This is a genomic window from Saccharibacillus brassicae (assembly GCF_006542275.1).
Lineage (GTDB): Bacteria > Bacillota > Bacilli > Paenibacillales > Paenibacillaceae > Saccharibacillus > Saccharibacillus brassicae.
Map to the genome: position 1 here is coordinate 242,090 of NZ_CP041217.1, position 17,975 is coordinate 260,064.

Below are 17,975 nucleotides of genomic sequence, written 5' to 3' on the forward strand. Positions count from 1 at the left end.
AAATAGGCATACCCTTAATTAACTTGGGTATGCCTATTTTTTTCATTTTCGTTCTTCTATATTCTCTAAAAACCCTTTAGCATTCAACCGAGTTTCGCTATATTTATCGTCCTCAGTGAGATCTATAACCTTTTGCAAATTATTCTTAGCGCTCTCATCGTAGTTTCCGCTATACATAAGCGCAAAACCTACAGCATAAAAGTATTCAGCATAATCAATTTCCCCATCTTTGAACAAACTATCAACTGTAGCCTTGTAGTAATTATGAGTCGCTTCGCTCACCGCTGTATCTATTTCTGATTGGGTGGGCAATGGATACCCTACAGATTCAAAGAAAGATAGGCCTCTTCCTGTTATATAATCAGACGATACCTTGATTTCTTCGTCAGAAATTGGCTCAGAGCGTTGTCCCTGAAACATCTCTAATACAGCTTCCGATTCTGTTTTAAGCTGCTTAGACTCCTTGTCTATTCTTTCTTGAGCATCGTCCATTACTCTTATTGCTTCGTCCAGCCCCTCTGTATCAGCAAATGCTCCTTCCTTGTATTGATCTGCTCCTTTTAGATACATGAGCAGCGTTGAGCCATATCCTGAAAGCTTTACAGAAAGAAGATAATTTTTTAAAGTTCTAGCTTTTAGTTGCACGTCTTTTTGTTCAAAATCTTCGAGAGTCATATCTAAATAGCTTAAAGCCATTTCTATATCTCCGGCATTCATCTTTTCTATTGCTTTAAGATAAGGTTCTGGGTAAGCTTTTTCTTTTAAGTCCTCTACTTCAGATACGCTTTCTGTGTCGGCAATTTTCACCGCTTGAACAGAATCATTACTCCATTCCTGTTCGGTCTCTATCTTTTTATCGGGCTTGGACGAAACTTCGTTGGTTGCTTCCGTGCTAGAACAAGCCGTTGTTAAGCAAATGGATAACGCCAACAATGCTATAAACCACTTCGATACTGACACACAATCCCTCTTCTCTTATATGGTATTGACATACTTTACAATACTATAATTACATATAAGTATAAACAAATTATTTTTACGTTTTTAGACAAAGAAAAAACCTCAAAGGAATTTATCCTTCAAGGTTTTTATCTACTATTCCGTTACGACTTTGACTTCTTTCATCTTGTCGCCCGGCTTAACGGCATCGATCAATTCCATGCCTTTGGTTACTTTGCCGAAAACGGTGTGTACGCCGTCGAGGTGCGGCTGTGGGCCGTAGCAGACGAAGAACTGGCTTCCGCCGGTGTTCTTGCCCGCATGCGCCATCGACAGAACGCCTTTGGCATGCTTCGTTACATTCGTCGAAGTCTCGCAGTCGATCTGCCAGCCTGGGCCGCCTGTGCCGGTGCCGTTCGGGCAGCCGCCCTGAGCGACGAAGCCCGGAATGACGCGGTGGAAAGACAGGCCGTTATAAAAACCGGAGTTTGCCAGTTTCTCGAAGTTTGCTACTGTGTTCGGTGCTTCTTCCGGCAAAAATTCGATCTCGACGTTGCCGCCGTTTTCAAGCTCGATATATCCTTTTTTCATCATGGTCATCTCCCTTAATTTTCTGTAGAGGTCTGTATCATCCGGCCGAACTCCGCCTCGCAAGGCGCCTCGGCAACCTTAACCAGTGTACCCGAAAAAAGCGGACAAAGCAAAACCCGAAACGCGGGATACTTAAAAAAAGGGGAACGTACGCTGCTTAAAAAGCAATGTAACGGAGCGAAAAACGAAATTTGCCCGGCCACGCTGCTTTTTTGTCAACGTAAACGCCGGATTTGCCGCTTGCTTCCGTACCCGCAGCCCGATTCGCCAACCTGACGCAAAGCGCAAAAATCGCGGATCGCTCTCGCCTGTCTGCTTCAACGGCCGCCGAACCGAACAAAAAGAGGCAGCGCAAGCTGCCCCTTCCCGTAATCTTCCCGTTATTGCTTGCGTTTTACTTGACCTGCGCGCCCTGTTTCTCCAGACGCGCCGGAATGACGTCGTTGCCGGTAATGTTGTCGAGGCTCTCGCGGCGGACGACGAGGTCGCTCGCGCCGTTCTTGACGAAGACGACGGCCGGACGGCGGATGCGGTTGTAGTTGCTCGCCATTGCGTAGTTGTACGCGCCGGTGCAGGCTACGGCCAGCAGGTCGCCGGTATTCGGCTTCGGCAGTTCAACGTCCCAGATCAGCATGTCGCCGCTCTCGCAGCATTTGCCGGCGATCGAGACGGTCTCTTCGTTGGCGTCGCCGGCCCGGTTGGCCAGCATCGCTTCGTACTTGGATTCGTACAGCGCCGGACGCGGGTTGTCGGTCATGCCGCCGTCGACAGCGACGTATTTGCGCACGCCCGGGATGTCTTTGCTCGTGCCTACCGTGTACAGCGTCGTGCCGGCGTCGCCGACGATGCTGCGGCCCGGCTCGACCCAGATTTCGGGCAGCTGCGCGGCAATGCCTTCGAAGTGCTTTTTCACGCCGTCGGTGATCGCTTTGACATACTCGGCCACGGCAAGCGGCGTGTCGCCTTCCGTATAGCGGATACCGAAGCCGCCGCCCAGGTTGACAACCTTGAACTCGACGTTCAGCTGTTCTTTGACGCTGCGGGCAAAGCCGGCGACGCGCTCGACCGCCATCTCGAAACCGTCGGTCTCGAAAATTTGCGAGCCGATATGCGAGTGCAGGCCAAGCAGTTCCAGGTTCGGAAGCTGCGCCGCCGTGCGGACCGCTTCGATCGCCGTGCCGTTCTGGATATCGAAGCCGAACTTCGAATCCGTCTGGCCGGTCGAAATGTATTCGTGCGTGTGCGCTTCGACGCCCGGCGTCACGCGCAGCAGTACGTTCACTTTCTCGCCGCGGTCGGACGCGATCGCCTGCAGCATTTGCAGTTCGATGAAGTTGTCCGCCACGAAGCAGCCGATCTTGGCGTCCAGCGCCATTTCGATTTCGTCCGGCGTCTTGTTGTTGCCGTGGAAATGGATGCGGTGCGCCGGGAAGCCGGCTTTGAGCGCGGTGTACAGTTCGCCGTCGGACACGACGTCGAGCGACATCCCTTCTTCGTCCGCGATGCGGCACATGGCGAGCGTGCTGAACGCTTTGCTCGCGTAGGCGACCTGGAACGTCAGGCCCGAAGCTTCGAACGCCTGGCGGTATTCGCGCGCGCGGCGGCGGATCAGTTCTTCGTCCATAATGTACAGCGGCGTGCCGTACGTCTGCTTCAATTCGACGACGTCGCAGCCCCCGATTTCCAAATGCCCTGCGGCATTGATCTTGCTACTTCCGTGCAGATACATGTCAATTCCTCCGATGTGTTCCGGCCCGGCCGCTCCAGCGTTAACGAAAGAGGGCCCGCCCCGGGATTTGTACCCAGTATAGCAGACCCTCGAATACGCGCTGAATGGACTAAAGCGCAGGAGATTTGTGTTTTTGTCACCTGACGGGCGACGTTACATATTCGGAATGATGGCCAGCACGAGGCCGAGGAACTTTTCTTTGACCAGATCCGCGGTCTCCATCACTTCGTCATGCGACAGCGGCTGGTCCAAAATGCCGGCGGCCATATTCGTGATACAGGAAATGCCCAGCACTTCGAGGCCCGCGTGGCGCGCCACGATCGTCTCGGATACGGTGGACATGCCGACCGCGTCCGCTCCGAGCGTACGCAGCATGCGGATCTCGGCCGGCGTCTCGTAGGAAGGTCCGAGCAGGCCGGCGTATACGCCTTCCTTGAACGCGAAGCCCTGCTTGCCTGCGGCGTCGTGGGCGGCGGCGCGCAGTCTGCGGCTGTACGCTTCGGACATGTCCGGGAAGCGGACGCCGAGCGCCGAATCGTTCGGTCCGATCAGCGGGCTTTTGCCGGTCAGGTTGAGATGGTCCGACAGCAGCATGAGGTCGCCCGGCGTGAACGACGTGTTCACCCCGCCGGCCGCGTTCGTGACGAGCAGTCCGGTTACGCCGAGGTTCTTCATGACGCGTACAGGGAAAGCCGTTACTTCCGGGCCGTAGCCTTCATACATATGGAAGCGGCCTTTCATCATAATGACCGGACGGCCCTGAATCGTGCCCAGCAGCAGTTCGCCTTCGTGGCCTTCGACCGTCGAGACGGGAAAATGCGGGATGTCTTCGTAAGGAATCGAGACGGGATTTTCGATCAGGTTGGCGAGAATGCCGAGACCCGAACCGAGAATCAGTCCGATTTCCGGCTGCAGCTCCGTCTTGGAGCGGATATAGTCCGCCGCTTCCTGAATGCTTGCTGCATGGGTAGTGAAAGTTGTCATAAGGTGCACGCTCCGTTTGATTCATATTTGAGTAGGGTTCTTATTTGAGTGTGTGGCATGTGTGTTACAGGTTTGAGTCTTCCGGCCTAGGCGCGGGGATGATGCAGTTCGTACACTTCCTTCATGTTGCGCTTCATGACGTGCGTATAGATCTGCGTCGTCGAAATATCCGAATGGCCGAGCATCTCCTGGACCGAACGCAGATCGGCGCCGTTCTCCAGCAGATGCGCGGCAAAAGAATGGCGCAGCGTATGCGGCGTAATGTCCGTCTCGATCTCTGCCGCCGCCGCGTATTTTTTAATAATTTTCCAGAATCCCTGCCGCGTCAGCCGTGTGCCGAGCTGGTTCAGGAACAGCGCTGCTTCGTCTTCGCGCTTGAGCAGCTGGCCGCGCATGGCGCCCATGTAAGCCGTCACCGCAGCAGCCGTCATGCGCCCGATCGGCACGATCCGCTCTTTGCCTGCCGCGCCGCAGCGCAGAAATTTAAGTTCCAGATCGATATCGCCGACGTTCAGCGCGATCAGCTCCGACACCCGGATGCCGGTCGCGTACAGCACTTCCAGCATCGCTTTGTCGCGGACGCCCTGCGCGTTCGCCCGGTCCGGCGCGTCGAGCAGCCGTTCCACTTCGCCTACCGTCAGCACGATCGGCAGTCTTTTCTCCGGCTTGGGCGTCTCGAGATCCATCGACGGGTCGTGGACGATCAGCGACTGCCGAATCAGGTAATGGAAAAAAGACCGGATCGAAACGGAAGCGCGGATCACGGTGGACGGCGCTTTGCCGGAACGCTTCATCTCGTTCAAATAAGCGGCGATATGCGATTTGCGAACTTCGTCCACGGCTGTCAAGCTGCGCCCGCCCGCGAATTCGAGGAACTGTGCCAGATCGCGGCGATACGATTCGAGCGTGCTCGCGGAGCGTCGTTTTTCCTCCGCCATATACGTTATAAACGCGTCCAAATGCGTATTCACTGATGGACCTCCTCCAAACTTCCTCAGGAAAGCCGCTTGCTGCCCTTTTGGGCGGGCTGCCGAATCCCGTTTGTTAAAGATTCCACGGCTTGTACGGAACTCCTTTAAAAGGCAAAAAATTCGTCGCAAAAAAACCCCGGAAGATCGATTTCGATCTTCCGGAGCCCGCTGCGGCGCACGCGCGACCCTGTCGCCCGAACGGGTGCAGCGCCCGCTCGCCGATCTTCCCGGGCACGTGCACAAAACTTGTCCGCCTACCGCTTAAGCCTGGTCTTCTTCCTTGGCTTTGCAGCGGTGGCAGATTCCCTGAAAGTCGAGCCTGTGATCCAAAACGGTAAACCGGAATTCTTTTTCCAGACGCTCTTCGAGCGGAAGCAGCCAGTCTTCGCGAATCTCGTCCATGCTGCCGCACTGTACGCAGATCAGATGATGGTGGTGATGCTTGTTCGATTCGCCTCTCAGGTCGTAACGGGATACCCCGTCGCCGAAGTTCAGCTTCTCCACCACATGCATCTCGCTGAGCAGTTCGAGCGTGCGGTACACGGTCGCAAGACCGATCTCCGGCGCCTTTTCCTTGACCAGCATGAACACGTCTTCCGCGCTCAGATGGTCTTCTTCGTTCTCCAGCAACACGCGAACGGTGGCTTCCCGCTGGGGCGTCAATTTGTATCCTTTGGACTGCAGCTGCTGCTTGATATTGTCGATCCGCGCTTCCATGCTTCTCCTCCCCCTCGGAGCATGCCCGTTCTTGCCGGCCGTTCTCCAGTCAAACTCACGTTCCCTATTATAGAAGTTACCCGGCTTCAAAGTCAAACGTTTCAGGCGCTCAGACCGGCCAGTTTCCCGTCAGCGTCCGGATCTGCCACGCGTACACGGCCATAAGCGTCTTGGCGTCGCTGATCCGGCCCGCCCGGATATGCCCGAACGCTTCTTCAAGCGTAATCTCGGTCAATTCCAGAAACTCGTCTTCGTCGGGATGCAGCGTGCCTTCGGTCAGGTTCTCGGCGGCATAGAAATGAATGATCTCGTCCGCAAAGCCCGGCGACGTATAGAAGGAAGACAGGTGCAGCAGCTCGGGCGCGCGGTAGCCGGTCTCTTCTTCAAGCTCGCGCGCGGCCGCTTCGCGCGGATCTTCGCCCGGTTCGAGCTTGCCCGCCGGAATCTCGATCTCCGTGCGGCCAAGCGGCTGGCGGAACTGCTCGACGACGAGCAGCTTGCCGCCCCGGATCGCAAGCACGGCGACCGCGCCCGGATGCTTGACGATCTCGCGCTTGGCCTGCGTGCCGTCGGACAGTTCGACCGTGTCGATCTGGACCTTGATGATCTTGCCGTCAAAAATCGGTTCGCTGCCGACCGTTGTTTCCCACAATTTTTCTTTGCCCGGTTCCATGCTGCATTCCGCCTCTCGTCTGTTGGATGGTTAAGTCTTCAAGCCGTGTTAAGCCCGTACCGATTGACGCACGATCTCGACGATGAATCCGGCCAGCTTGCCCAGATCTTCGACTTTGATCCGTTCGGAAGTCGTATGGATATGTTCGTAGCCAACCGACAGATTGACCGTCGGCACGCCGAACCCGTTGAACACGTTCGCGTCGCTGCCGCCGCCCGACTGGAACGTCCGGCCGCTGAGCCCGAGCTGCGCCGCCGCTTTTTTCGCAAGCTGCACCACTTCGGAATCGTCCGCGTGGTTGAACGACGGATAGACGATCCGGCTCTCGAATCCCGCCGTAGCCCCGAATTCCGCGCAGGCGGATTCCAGCGCTTCCTTCATCGAAGCGATCTGCGCATCGACCTTCTCCTGCACGACGCTGCGCGCTTCGGCTTCAAGCTTCGCGTAGTCGATCACGACGTTGGTCGCGCCGCTGCCGGAGAAGCTGCCGATATTCGCCGTCGTATCCTTGTCGATCCGCCCAAGCTTCATGCGGGCGATCGCTTTGCCGGCGACCTGGATCGCGCTGATCCCGTCTTCCGGGTTGACGCCGGCGTGCGCGGCTTTGCCGTGGACTTCCATCGTAATCTTGGCCTGGGTCGGCGCCGATACCGCGATCTCGCCCACTTCGCCGTTCGAATCGACCGCAAAACCGAGTTCGGCGTCCAGCAGGGACGCATCCATCGCGCGCGCGCCCATCAGCCCGGATTCTTCGCCCGCCGTAATGACGAACTGGATCTGGCCGTGCGGAATTTCCTGTTCGCGCAGCACGCGGATCAATTCGAGCAGCGCCGCGACGCCGGCTTTGTCGTCGGCGCCGAGAATCGTGTCGCCCGAACTGCGAATCCAGCCGTCTTCGCCGATGACCGGCTTGATGCCGAGTCCCGGCATGACCGTGTCCATATGGCAGGTGAAAAACAGCTTCGGCGCGTCCACGCCTTCGGTCGCCGGCAGCCGCGCAATCAGATTGCCCGCCCCGTGTCCCGAGCGCGACGCCGAATCGTCTTCGACGACTTCCAGACCGTGCAGCTTGAACTTGTTCGTCAGCACGTCGGCGATCAGCCGTTCGCTGCGGGTCTCGCTATCGATTTGCACCAATTCCAGAAATTCGTGCACCAATCGTTGTGTATCGATCATATAAACTTCCCTCCGCTTTCCCGATAAGTTAAAATGAATATCATGAGCGGTTTGCGCGGCAGCCCGGCTCGACGGCAACCCGCCCCTTCTGCTTCTATCTTACTAGTAAACGTATAAAAAACCAAAAAAGGAGAGACGGCGCGGCGAAAAAGCGGCGGCGCGTAGGCTCCCATTCATGGACGAAAAGGGGTTTGACGGCTTCATGCAGAACAAAAAATGGTTCAAAATTTTTATCTGGCTCATGATTATCGCCATGGTCGGTTCGGTCTTTCTCGGACTGCTTCAGGTTTTCGTATAAAAAACAGGCGAAACGTCGCAAGACACGGCGCCGTTCGGACACTTCCGAACATTCGACGAACCAAAAAAGCTTCGGCTGCGCGCGGAACCCCGCGCGGGCCGAAGCTTTTTTGTCGAAAAAAACCGGTTGTCCAAACGCACGCTTCCGTGTCGGAACACGATCCGAGAAACAGGATCGAACACGTCAAATGCCGAACACCTCAAACGCTGAAGCGCCGAAGCGTGCAGCGAAACTTAATACAGCTTCGTATCCGGCGAGTAGCTTTCCAGATTTTCTTTGACGCGCTGCAGGAACCGTCCGCAGATCAGGCCGTCGAGAATCCGGTGATCCAGCGACAGGCAGAAGTTCGCCATCGAACGGACGCCGACCATGTCGTTGATTACGACCGGACGCTTGACGATCGATTCGAACGTCAGCTGCGCGGCCTGCGGATAGTTGATGATCGGCTGCGACAGGATCGAGCCGAACGAACCCGTGTTGTTCACGGTGAACGTGCCGCCCTGCATATCGTCGATCTTCAGCGTACGCTCGCGCGTGCGGCGGGCCAGGTCGTCGATTTCCATCGCGAGACCCGCGATGTTTTTCTGATCGGCTTTTTTGATGACCGGAGTCAGGACCGAATCTTCCGTGCCGACGGCAAGCGAGATGTTGATATCGCGCTTGACGATGATTTTGTCGACCGCCCAGACAGAGTTCATGATCGGGTAGTCCTTGATCGCGTTGACGACCGCTTTGATGACGAATGCCGGGTACGTCAGGTTGACGCCTTCGCTGCGCTTGAACTCGTCTTTGTGCTTGTTGCGCAGTTTGACCAGATTGGTCATGTCGACTTCGATCATCATCCAGCCGTGCGGAATCTCCGATACGCTCTGGCGCATGCGGGTCGCGATCGTGTTGCGGATCGGCGTAATGTCGATGTACGTCTCGTTGGCGCCGCGGCCGCCTTCTTCGATCTCGATCTTCGGCAGCTTCGGATTCTCGCTGAGATGCAGGCCGGAATGCCGGACTTCGTTCTGCGACGTCATCGACGACGAAGCGAACATCGGCGGCTGCGGTGCGGCGAATGAGGCCGCGGCGGGCTGCGGCGCGGACGGCGCCGCGGGAGCGGCCGATGCGGCCGCTTGGGACGCGCCGCCGTGCTCCACGTATTGGAGCACGTCTTTGCGCGTGACCCGGCCGCCCATGCCCGTGCCGGGGATGACGGCCGGATCGAGGCCGTGCTGCGCGGCAAGCGCCTGTACGGCCGGCGAGAAGCGGGCGCGCATGCTGCCCGCTTCGCCGGCGGACGCGGCCTGCGGCGCGGCCGTATCGCCCGGACGCGCAGCCGGGCTCGGAGCCGCGGCCTGCGGGGCCGGGGCGGCGGCTTCGACCGGAGCCGCGCCGGCGGTCACGATGCGGCAGATGATCTCGCCGACGGCGATCTCCTGGCCTTCGGCGGCAAGCAGCTCGCCCATCACGCCTTCTTCCGTCGACGGGATCTCGGCGTTGACTTTATCGGTAATGACTTCGCAGATCGGCTCGTACAGATCGACCGTGTCGCCCGGACGTTTCAGCCATTTGGCGATCGTCGCGGAGACGAGCGATTCGGCGAGCTGGGGCATCGCGATGTCTTTTTGCGTCGTATTCGTTGTACTCATTGCGTTCACTCCTCTATAGGTACAAGACTAGTAAAGAGCCAGTTCCCGCATCGCTTGCAGCAGCTTGTCTTTGCTGAGCATGAAGAACTTCTCCTGCGGCGGATTGATCGGCATGGCCGGCGCGTCCGGTCCGCACAGGCGGCGTATCGGCGCGTCCAGGTCGTACAGACATTCCTCGGCGATGATGGCGGCCACTTCGGCGCCCACGCCTCCGGTCTTGTTGTCTTCGTGCACGATCAGCACTTTGCCGGTGCGGCGCACCGCTTCGATGATCGCTTCGCGGTCAAGCGGCTGGATCGTGCGCAGGTCGAGAATATGGCTCGTGATGCCTTCCTGCTCCAGTTCCGCGGCCGCCTGCATGGCGAAGTGCAGCGGAAGGCTGTAGCTGATGACCGTGATATCGTCGCCTTCGCGCAGCAGGTTCGCTTTGCCGATCGGTACGATATAATCGTCGTCCGGCACGTCTTCCTTGATCAGTTTGTAGCACTTTTTGTTCTCGAAAAAGAGCACCGGATCGGGATCGCGGATCGCCGCTTTGAGCAGCCCTTTGGCATCGTACGCCGAATACGGCGCGATGATCTTCAGGCCCGGCGTGCCGAAAAAGATCGACTCCGGGCACTGCGAATGGTACAGACCGCCGAAAATGCCGCCGCCGATCGGCGCGCGCACGACGATCGGGCAGTCCCAGTCGTTATTGGAGCGATAGCGGATCTTGGCCGCTTCGCTGATGATCTGGTTGGTGGCCGGCAGCATGAAGTCGGAATACTGCATTTCGGCGATCGGCTTCATGCCGACCATGGCCGCGCCGATCGCCACGCCGGCAATAGCGGATTCCGCAAGCGGCGTGTCGATCACGCGGTCTTCGCCGAATTGGTCCTGCAGCCCTTTGGTCGTCGTGAAGACGCCGCCTTTGACGCCCACGTCTTCGCCGAGCACGAATACGGACGGGTCTTTCTCCATCTCTTCCTTCATCGCCAGGCGAATCGCGTCGATATATTCCATCATCGGCATATCAGTTGTCTCCTCCGTCTCCGTCGCCCGCGTATACGTGCAGCAGCGTGTCTTCCGCGCGCGGATACGGCGCTTTGTCCGCGTATTCCGTCGCTTCTTTCAGCTCCTGGGCGATTTCTTTGACATACTCTTCTTCCTGCTCTTCGCTCCACAGTCCGGCTTCGACCAGATACTGCTTGTAGCGCGGCAGACCGTCTTTTTCCCAGTTCGCGTCCACTTCTTCCTTCGTCCGGTAAGCCAGATCGTTGTCGGAGGTGGAGTGCGGGGACAGGCGGTACATCATCGCTTCGATCAGCGTCGGGCCTTCGCCGCTTACGCCGCGCTGCCGCGCTTCGTTGACCGCACGGAACATCTCCAGCGCGTCGTTGCCGTCCACCCGCAGTCCCGGAAAACCGTAGCCGAGCGCCCGGTCGCTGACTTTGCCGGCCAACTGTTTGGCAATCGGCACCGAGATCGCGTACTGGTTGTTCTCGCACATCATGATCACGGGCAGCTTCTGCACGCCGGCAAAGTTCGCGCCTTCGTGGAAATCGCCCTGGTTGCTCGACCCTTCGCCGAACGTCACGAACGAGACGGCGCCTTCGCCGCGCATTTTGGAAGCGAGCGCCGCGCCGACCGCGTGCGGAACCTGGGTCGTAACCGGACTCGATCCGGTCAGGACGCGCAGACGTTTGCTGCCGAAATGGCCCGGCATCTGGCGGCCGCCGCTGTTCGGATCTTCCGCTTTGGCGAACGCCGACAGCATCAGCTCGCGCGTCGTCATGCCGACGCCGAGCATAAAGCCGTAATCGCGGTAATACGGCAGGAAGTAGTCTTTGCCGGTATCGAGCGCGAACGCCGCGGCGACCTGCGCCGTCTCCTGGCCGATGCCGGAAACGTGGAAATTGATCTTGCCCGCCCGCTGCAGCAGATGGCAGCGTTCGTCGAACTTGCGGGCAAGCAGCATGCATTTATACATATCGACGGCGCGATTGTCGTCCAGACCGACTTCGCGGTGGAGCTGATGCGGAGCGGCCGTTGCTTTTTGGTTCATGGATTGAACCTCCTTAAAAGTCGTAAACGATGTTCGGCCGTATCGACCGGCTTGCTTCGGGGCCTTCCCCGGTCTTTATTACCCGTTCGGCACGCTGGGTGCTCCGTAACGGCTTTTTCGCGTTTTCTAACACGACGTCTTAAAACCAGGTACTAATTCCGAACTCGAACCTATTATAATCCTTTTCCCGTAAAAAAGAAAAGCGGCGCTTTACCGCAGCCCCGCAAGCCTCGCGGCGGCGATGTCGTCGAAACGTATCGGCGCGTGCGCCCTTCTTGGGGTGCGAAGACGGCTTCTGCCGCTGCGGAGCACAGACGACGAAAACCCGCTTCGGCGCCGGCAGCAGGTGCGGAGCGAAGCGAGTGGAATATCCGCCGGGCCCGGCAGGCCGATCAGATATGGATCGCGCTGCCGTCGATCGCGAGCATCGCTTCGCCGAGCGCTTCGGACAGCGTCGGATGCGCGTGCACCGCATTGCCGACTTCCCACGGCGTCGCGTCCAGCACGGCCGCAAGCGACGCTTCGGCAATCAGTTCGGTCGCGTGCGGCCCGATGATCTGCACGCCGACCAGGTCGTTCGTCTGCGTATCGACGACGACTTTGGCGAAGCCGTCGGAATGGCCTTCGATCAGCGCTTTGGCGATCGCGGAGAACGGCACTTTGGCCGATTTCACGCTGCGGCCAAGCTCGCGCGCCCGGCTCTCCGTCATGCCGACGCTGCCGATCTGCGGATGCGTGTACACGCATCTCGGCACGAACAGCGGATCGTAGCGATGCCCCGGCTGGCCGGCCAGATGGTTCACCGCGGCCAGCCCTTCGTGGCTGGCGGCATGCGCCAGCTGCAGTCCGCCGATACAGTCGCCCACGGCATAAATATGCGATTCGCCGGTCTGGAAATGCGCATTGACCGCGATACTGCCTTTTTCGACGCGAATATCGGTATTTTCCAGGCCGATGTCTTCGACGTTGGCCGTCCGTCCGATCGAGACGAACATCTGCGAAGCTTCAAACGTAAGGTCTTGTCCTTGATGCGCCGCCGAGATCGATACGCCGCCTTCGCCGGACGTGTACGTGTCGGGACGCAGTTCGACGCCGGTCAGAATGTTCACGCCGCGTTTTTGCAGCAATCGCGAAAGCTCGCGGGCCGCTTCTTCGTCTTCGCCCGGCAGAATCTGCTGCGCCATCTCGACGAGCGTCACTTCGACCCCGAAATCGCGCAGCATCGAAGCCCATTCCACGCCGATCACGCCGCCGCCGACGATCAGGATCGAAGCCGGCAGCTTCTCCAGGTCGACCGCTTCGTCGCTGCTCAGAATGAAGACGCCGTCCGGTTCGAGGCCCGGAATGACGCGCGGACGCGAACCGGTGGCGATCACGAGATGGTCGGAGACGACCGTCTCCATTTCGCCGTCCGGCAGCTCTACCGCCACCGCGCCGCTGCGCGGCGAGAAGATCGAAGGACCGATGATCCGCCCGCTGCCTTCAACGACGCGGATTTTGTTTTTGCGCATCAGATATTGGACGCCCTGGTGCAGCTTGTCCACGATCTCGCGCTTGCGCGCCTGGACTTTGGGGAAAACGAGCCGTCCTCCGGCGCTTTCGATGCCGTACGCTTCGGCCTGGTTCAACAGCGAGAAGACTTCCGCGCTGCGCAGCAGCGACTTGGTCGGGATGCAGCCGCGGTGCAGGCAGGTGCCGCCCAGCTTGCTGCGTTCGATAATTACGACTTCCTTGCCGAGCTGCGCCGCGCGGATCGCGGCCACATATCCGCCTGTTCCGCCGCCGAGCACGGCGACATCGCATGTAATGGTCATTAGGTTGTATCCCTCCGTCATGGGGTTGGTTGATTCCGGTTCCTGCTGCTTATGGGTTGATTCGGGTTCCGTTTGCTTATTCGTACAGCGCGTCGCGCAGTTTGGTCGACATCGTCGGCTTGTGCCCGTTCGCTTTCAATAGAGCTTCGCGCAGCCTCAGGCTTCGCGCTTCGGCTTCTTCCAGGCGATGCAGCAGATCTTCGATCCATTCCGCTTCACCGGATTCCAGCACGCCGCGCTCGCGTAAACGGTTCAAACGCGTTTCGTCGTCCGCCTTTTGTTCGCTCATCTCGTTCATCCTTCCGTTTCCCGCTTCGAGCCAGCCGGCCCGTCTTTTCTAGCATACCATGAGTTTGCGCATTTTTCTCCAGCGGCCCGCCCGCTCCGGTCTGCCGCACGATTCGAAACAAAAGGCGTTGACGGTTAGTTCTATCTGTTATACTATAAATATAACAAGTAGACAAAGGAGGGCTCACATGTTCGTCGAACTCGATCTGCAATCCGAAGTGCCGATCTACAAACAGCTTGCCGACCAACTGATCGAAGGGATCGCCTCGGGCAAGCTTGCGGCCGGACAGCCGCTTCCGTCCGTCCGCGCGCTGGCCGCCGATCTCGGCATCAACCTGCATACGGTCAACAAAGCGTACCAGACGCTCAAGCAGGAAGGCTTTCTGGAGATCCACCGCAAAAAAGGCGTCATCGTCCAGCCCGGTCCGCTTCCCGCCGCCGACGAAGCGTTTCTCGCCCGCCTGAGGCGGGACCTGCGTCCGCTGGCGGCCGAAGCTTCGGCCCGCGGCCTGAACGAACAAGAGTTGACCGAGCTTATGCAGACGCTCTACCGCAGTATCCAAAATCCCCCGCCCGAAGGAGGCTCTTCCCTATGAATGCCGAACTTGCTTTTGTCCTCGTTATCGCCGTGATCGACCTGATCTGGCTGCTGTGTCTGCTCGGCCTGCCGTTTCTGACGAACGCCATGCTGCTCGGCGTCTACGTGCCGCCCGCCGAACGCGGCCTGCCGCAGGTGCGGCGGATCCGCCGCACTTTTCTCTCCCTCGGCTTGTGCGGCGCCCTGCTCGGCCTGCTGTTGGCGTTCGCCGCGCACCGACTGTCCGGCGGCGCCGAAGGCTGGACGCTGGCCGCGCTGCTGGTGCCCCAGGCGCTCGCCGCGGCCGGAGCCTGGACGTTCTCGCGCCGCCGGGCACTGGAGCTCAAATCGCAGCGGAACTGGCTTGCTCCCGATTCGTCCAGACGGACCGCCTATATCGGAACGGGAGCGGAGCGTCCTTCCACCGGCATCCCGACCTGGGCCTATCTGCTGCACGCCGTCATTCTGATCGGCTGCGCCGTGCTGGCTGCCGTCTATTGGGAGTCTATTCCGCAGCAGATTCCGACGCATTTCAATGCCGCCGGCATTCCGGACCAATACGCGGCCAAATCGCTCGTCAGCGTCTTCGCCCTGAATCTGCTGCAGGCGCTTATGACCGCGCTGTTCGTCGGCCTCCATCTCTCGATCGGACGCACGCGCCAGAACCTCGATCCGTCGGATCCCGCCGGTTCGCTGCGCAAGCAGAATCGGTTCCGCGGCGCCAACGCCTACGTGCTCTTTTTCCTGTCGCTGGCCGTCGTGCTTCTGCTCGGCTGGATTCAGGCACGCAGCACGTACGATTTCCGCGGTACGCTGTCGGCCGGGTATGCGCTGATCTTCGCGCTGCTGCTTATTGCGCTGCCGGCCGCTTTCTTCTTCTATGTGCATCGGCGCGGCCTGCTCGAAGTCGGCGCCAACCGGCATCACGGCGAAGACCGCTACTGGCGCGGCGGCGCGTTCTACTACAACCCGCAGGACCCCGCCTTCATGGTCGAAAAAAGGGTCGGTCTCGGCTGGACGTTCAACTTTGCCCGTCCGCTCAGTTGGCTCGTCATGTCCGCTTCCGTGCTGCTTCCGCTTGCCGCGGTCGCGGCGGCGATGTGGGCGAGCCGTTAATCCTGCGCAAGCCGTTCGTTCCCCGTATGGGGACGGACGGCTTTTTCATGCGCGGCACCGGACGAGGCATCTTCGAAAAGAGAACACAAGTTCCTATTTTTTAACTTGACGCACGCCTCTTCCCGATGTTAGGTTGGATCCAAGTTCTCTATTACATACCTTCGGGAGGGATCGGCATGACGGAAACGAAGTTAAGCATCGGGTACGACGATTACGAAGCCGGACAGACGATGGACACTCTTTTGGAACAATTGGCAGACACGCCGGAAGCGGCGCAGCTGACGAAGCTCGTGATCGGCGACTGGGGCGGCACGTACGAAAATTCGTCGCAGCCGGTCGTCGAAGCGCTCGTGCGGTTGAAAGACCGTTTTCCGCAGCTGCGCAGCCTGTATATCGGCGATATGGATTCCGAGGAATGCGAAGTGTCGTGGATCATGCAGTCGGACCTCAGTCCGCTGTTCGCGGCTTTTCCGGAACTGCGGTCGCTGACCGTCAAGGGCAGCACGGATCTTGCGTTGGGCCCGATCCGGCACGCGAAGCTGGAAGAACTGATTATCGTCTGCGGCGGCCTGCCGGCCAGGGTCCTGTCTTCGATCGCTGAAGCCGAACTGCCCGCCCTGCGCAAGCTCGAACTGTATCTGGGTGTAGAAAACTACGGCTTCGACGCATCGCTCGAACAGGTGCTGGCCGTCGCCAAGCCGGGACTGTTCCCGAATCTGGTCTACCTCGGCCTTAAAGACAGCGAGATTCAGGACGAGATCGCCGCCGCTCTGGCGCAGTCCGAACTGCTGGACACGCTGGAGACGCTCGACCTGTCCGAAGGCACGCTGAGCGACGTCGGCGCGGAAGCGCTGCTCGCCAGCGACAAAGTCCGCCGCCTGCCCGCGCTTGACCTGCATTACCATTTCATGTCCGAGGCCATGACGAGTACCGCTGCGGCGCAGCTGCCGAACGCCGACGTCAGCGATCGCCAGGAGACGGAGAAGTACGAAGGCGAAGAATACCGGTATCCGTCGTTGACGGAATGAAGGAACGGACTGTGCATTCGGGCGGCGTGGGCGCAGGATTGGGCGCCGCTGCCGCTGCCGGATGGGACTTCCGGCTGCCCCATCCGCGCTCTGCCCCGCTGCTGCTGATCGCCCATGCCGACGGCGAACGTACCGAAGGCCTGCAGGCGGGCCTGCGCTCGCTCGGGCTGCCGGCGCCGATCGTCGTTGCGTACGATCGGCTGCTCTCGGGCATGCCGCTCGGCGAAGCGGCCGCCCGGGCGGGGCTGCCGGCGGGAACCGTGCCGCTGATCCGGCTGGACGCGCCGGGCGAGCATTTCGGCGTCGAACGCGCGCTGATCGCGCTCGGCTCGCCCGAGCGCGACGACGGCGACGACCTGCTGCCGCTGCGCGAACGCCGCGATCCGTACCGGATGCCGGAAGCGCAGGCGCTGGCGCTCGCGGAACGTCCCGTGCGGCTGATGCACCCGTCGCAGTGGTTCCGCGGCTTCTGCCGGCTGCTGGCGCGCCTGCGCCGGGAAGCGGCCGACGCCTGGCCGACGGCGTCGTTCTGGAACGATCCGGCGGAGATCGCCGTCATGTTCGACAAGCGGGCGTGCCACCGCAAGCTGGCCGGCGCCGGCGTCTCGGTGCCCGAATTGCTGGCGCAGCCCGAACTTCTGACCGGCTGCGAAGCGGTGCGCCAGCTCATGCTGGACCGGCGCATGCACCGGGTATTCCTCAAGCTTGCGTTCGGTTCCGCCGCGTCGGGCGTGATCGCGTACCAGATCAATCCGCGCACCGGCGCGCAGCGGGCGACAACCACGCTGGACGCCGAAGTGTATATCCAGCGTCCCGGCGTGTTTTACAACTCCAAGCGGGTTCGCACGCTGACCGATCCGGAGCGGATCCGGACGCTGATCGACTATTTATGCGGCCACGGCGTCCACGCGGAGCGCTGGATTCCCAAAGCTTCGCTGGAAGGCCGGCCGCTCGACCTGCGGCAGCTTGTCGCTTTCGGCGAAGCGGGGCATTCGGTCGTGCGCGTAGGAGAGTCGCCGATGACCAATCTGCATCTGCGCAGCCGCCGGCTGTCAACCGGCGCGTCCGGACTGCCGGATCACGCGCTGGCAGCGGCGCGCAGCGAAGCGCTCGCGGCGCTGCGCGCTTTTCCCGGCTCGGCTTCGGCCGGCATCGACGTGCTGACCGACCGCAATACCGGCCGTCCGTATATCGCCGACGTCAACCCGTTCGGCGACCTGCTGCGCCGCGTCGAGGTCGACGGGCTCGATCCGTACGCCTGGCAGATGCAGCTGTGGCACCGGCGGGCTGAGACGGCAAGCGGCGCCGCGCCGAGAGGAGAATTTCGATGAATCACGATCGCCATACCGTCGACCGCGCTGCCCGGGACTCCGCTTCCCGGCGTTCCGTCAAT

18 protein-coding genes are annotated in these 17,975 nt (G+C 59.8%); 5 read left to right on the forward strand and 13 right to left on the reverse strand.

All coding sequences use genetic code 11. The features are described from left to right. Positions 1-42: 42 nt before the first annotated feature. From FFV09_RS01020 to FFV09_RS01055, 8 genes are all read right to left on the reverse strand, one after another. Complete coding sequence (locus FFV09_RS01020; RefSeq protein WP_141445949.1) at positions 43-960, reverse strand: hypothetical protein; 918 nt, start codon at positions 958-960, stop codon at positions 43-45. Between the two features lie 135 nt (positions 961-1,095). Next, entirely contained in the window at positions 1,096-1,530 is a 435-nt protein-coding gene (locus FFV09_RS01025) for a peptidylprolyl isomerase (protein ID WP_141450258.1), read from the reverse strand. A 394-nt stretch (positions 1,531-1,924) separates the two neighbouring features. Next, positions 1,925-3,259, reverse strand: a complete 1,335-nt coding sequence (gene lysA, locus FFV09_RS01030; RefSeq protein WP_141445950.1) for a diaminopimelate decarboxylase — start codon at positions 3,257-3,259, stop codon at positions 1,925-1,927. A gap of 153 nt (positions 3,260-3,412) precedes the next feature. Beyond that, entirely contained in the window at positions 3,413-4,243 is an 831-nt protein-coding gene (locus tag FFV09_RS01035; protein ID WP_141445951.1) for a purine-nucleoside phosphorylase, read from the reverse strand. 86 nt (positions 4,244-4,329) lie between these two features. Beyond that, positions 4,330-5,214, reverse strand: coding sequence for a site-specific tyrosine recombinase XerD (xerD, locus tag FFV09_RS01040; protein WP_141445952.1), 885 nt, complete (start codon positions 5,212-5,214; stop codon positions 4,330-4,332). Positions 5,215-5,475: 261 nt separating this feature from the next. After that, positions 5,476-5,931: a ferric iron uptake transcriptional regulator gene (gene fur / locus FFV09_RS01045; protein ID WP_141445953.1), complete on the reverse strand. Its 456-nt coding sequence runs from the start codon at positions 5,929-5,931 to the stop codon at positions 5,476-5,478. Positions 5,932-6,040: 109 nt separating this feature from the next. Beyond that, positions 6,041-6,604: an NUDIX domain-containing protein gene (locus tag FFV09_RS01050; protein WP_141445954.1), complete on the reverse strand. Its 564-nt coding sequence runs from the start codon at positions 6,602-6,604 to the stop codon at positions 6,041-6,043. 48 nt (positions 6,605-6,652) lie between these two features. Continuing rightward, entirely contained in the window at positions 6,653-7,780 is a 1,128-nt protein-coding gene (locus FFV09_RS01055; RefSeq protein ID WP_141445955.1) for a M20/M25/M40 family metallo-hydrolase, read from the reverse strand. 202 nt (positions 7,781-7,982) lie between these two features. Between FFV09_RS01055 and prli42 the strand changes: the two genes are divergently transcribed. Continuing rightward, positions 7,983-8,078: a stressosome-associated protein Prli42 gene (gene prli42, locus FFV09_RS01060; protein WP_141445956.1), complete on the forward strand. Its 96-nt coding sequence runs from the start codon at positions 7,983-7,985 to the stop codon at positions 8,076-8,078. Positions 8,079-8,311: 233 nt separating this feature from the next. Here prli42 and FFV09_RS01065 read toward each other — a convergent pair whose 3' ends face one another. The 5 genes from FFV09_RS01065 to FFV09_RS01085 form a co-directional block, all read right to left on the reverse strand. Next, complete coding sequence (locus FFV09_RS01065) at positions 8,312-9,715, reverse strand: dihydrolipoamide acetyltransferase family protein (RefSeq protein ID WP_141445957.1); 1,404 nt, start codon at positions 9,713-9,715, stop codon at positions 8,312-8,314. A gap of 27 nt (positions 9,716-9,742) precedes the next feature. Continuing rightward, a complete protein-coding gene (locus tag FFV09_RS01070; RefSeq protein WP_141445958.1) occupies positions 9,743-10,726 on the reverse strand; it encodes an alpha-ketoacid dehydrogenase subunit beta in 984 nt (327 codons plus the stop codon). 1 nt (position 10,727) lies between these two features. Beyond that, positions 10,728-11,759: a thiamine pyrophosphate-dependent dehydrogenase E1 component subunit alpha gene (locus FFV09_RS01075; RefSeq protein WP_141445959.1), complete on the reverse strand. Its 1,032-nt coding sequence runs from the start codon at positions 11,757-11,759 to the stop codon at positions 10,728-10,730. A 392-nt stretch (positions 11,760-12,151) separates the two neighbouring features. Then, positions 12,152-13,573 carry a dihydrolipoyl dehydrogenase gene (gene lpdA, locus FFV09_RS01080; RefSeq protein WP_141445960.1) on the reverse strand — a complete coding sequence of 474 codons (1,422 nt, stop codon included), beginning with the start codon at positions 13,571-13,573 and terminating at the stop codon, positions 12,152-12,154. A 76-nt stretch (positions 13,574-13,649) separates the two neighbouring features. Then, entirely contained in the window at positions 13,650-13,862 is a 213-nt protein-coding gene (locus FFV09_RS01085) for a hypothetical protein (protein ID WP_141445961.1), read from the reverse strand. 187 nt (positions 13,863-14,049) lie between these two features. Between FFV09_RS01085 and FFV09_RS01090 the strand changes: the two genes are divergently transcribed. The 4 genes from FFV09_RS01090 to FFV09_RS01105 all read left to right on the forward strand — a co-directional run bounded on the left by FFV09_RS01090 (position 14,050) and on the right by FFV09_RS01105 (position 17,913). Then, positions 14,050-14,457 (forward strand): GntR family transcriptional regulator, encoded by a 408-nt coding sequence (locus tag FFV09_RS01090; protein WP_141445962.1) that lies wholly within the window; start codon positions 14,050-14,052, stop codon positions 14,455-14,457. Next, entirely contained in the window at positions 14,454-15,554 is a 1,101-nt protein-coding gene (locus tag FFV09_RS01095; RefSeq protein ID WP_141445963.1) for a DUF1648 domain-containing protein, read from the forward strand. Before FFV09_RS01090 ends, FFV09_RS01095 begins: the two co-directional genes overlap by 4 nt. Positions 15,555-15,730: 176 nt before the next feature. Continuing rightward, positions 15,731-16,582, forward strand: a complete 852-nt coding sequence (locus FFV09_RS01100) for an STM4015 family protein (RefSeq protein WP_141445964.1) — start codon at positions 15,731-15,733, stop codon at positions 16,580-16,582. Beyond that, a complete protein-coding gene (locus tag FFV09_RS01105; protein WP_141445965.1) occupies positions 16,579-17,913 on the forward strand; it encodes an STM4014 family protein in 1,335 nt (444 codons plus the stop codon). Before FFV09_RS01100 ends, FFV09_RS01105 begins: the two co-directional genes overlap by 4 nt. Positions 17,914-17,975 lie beyond the last annotated feature (62 nt).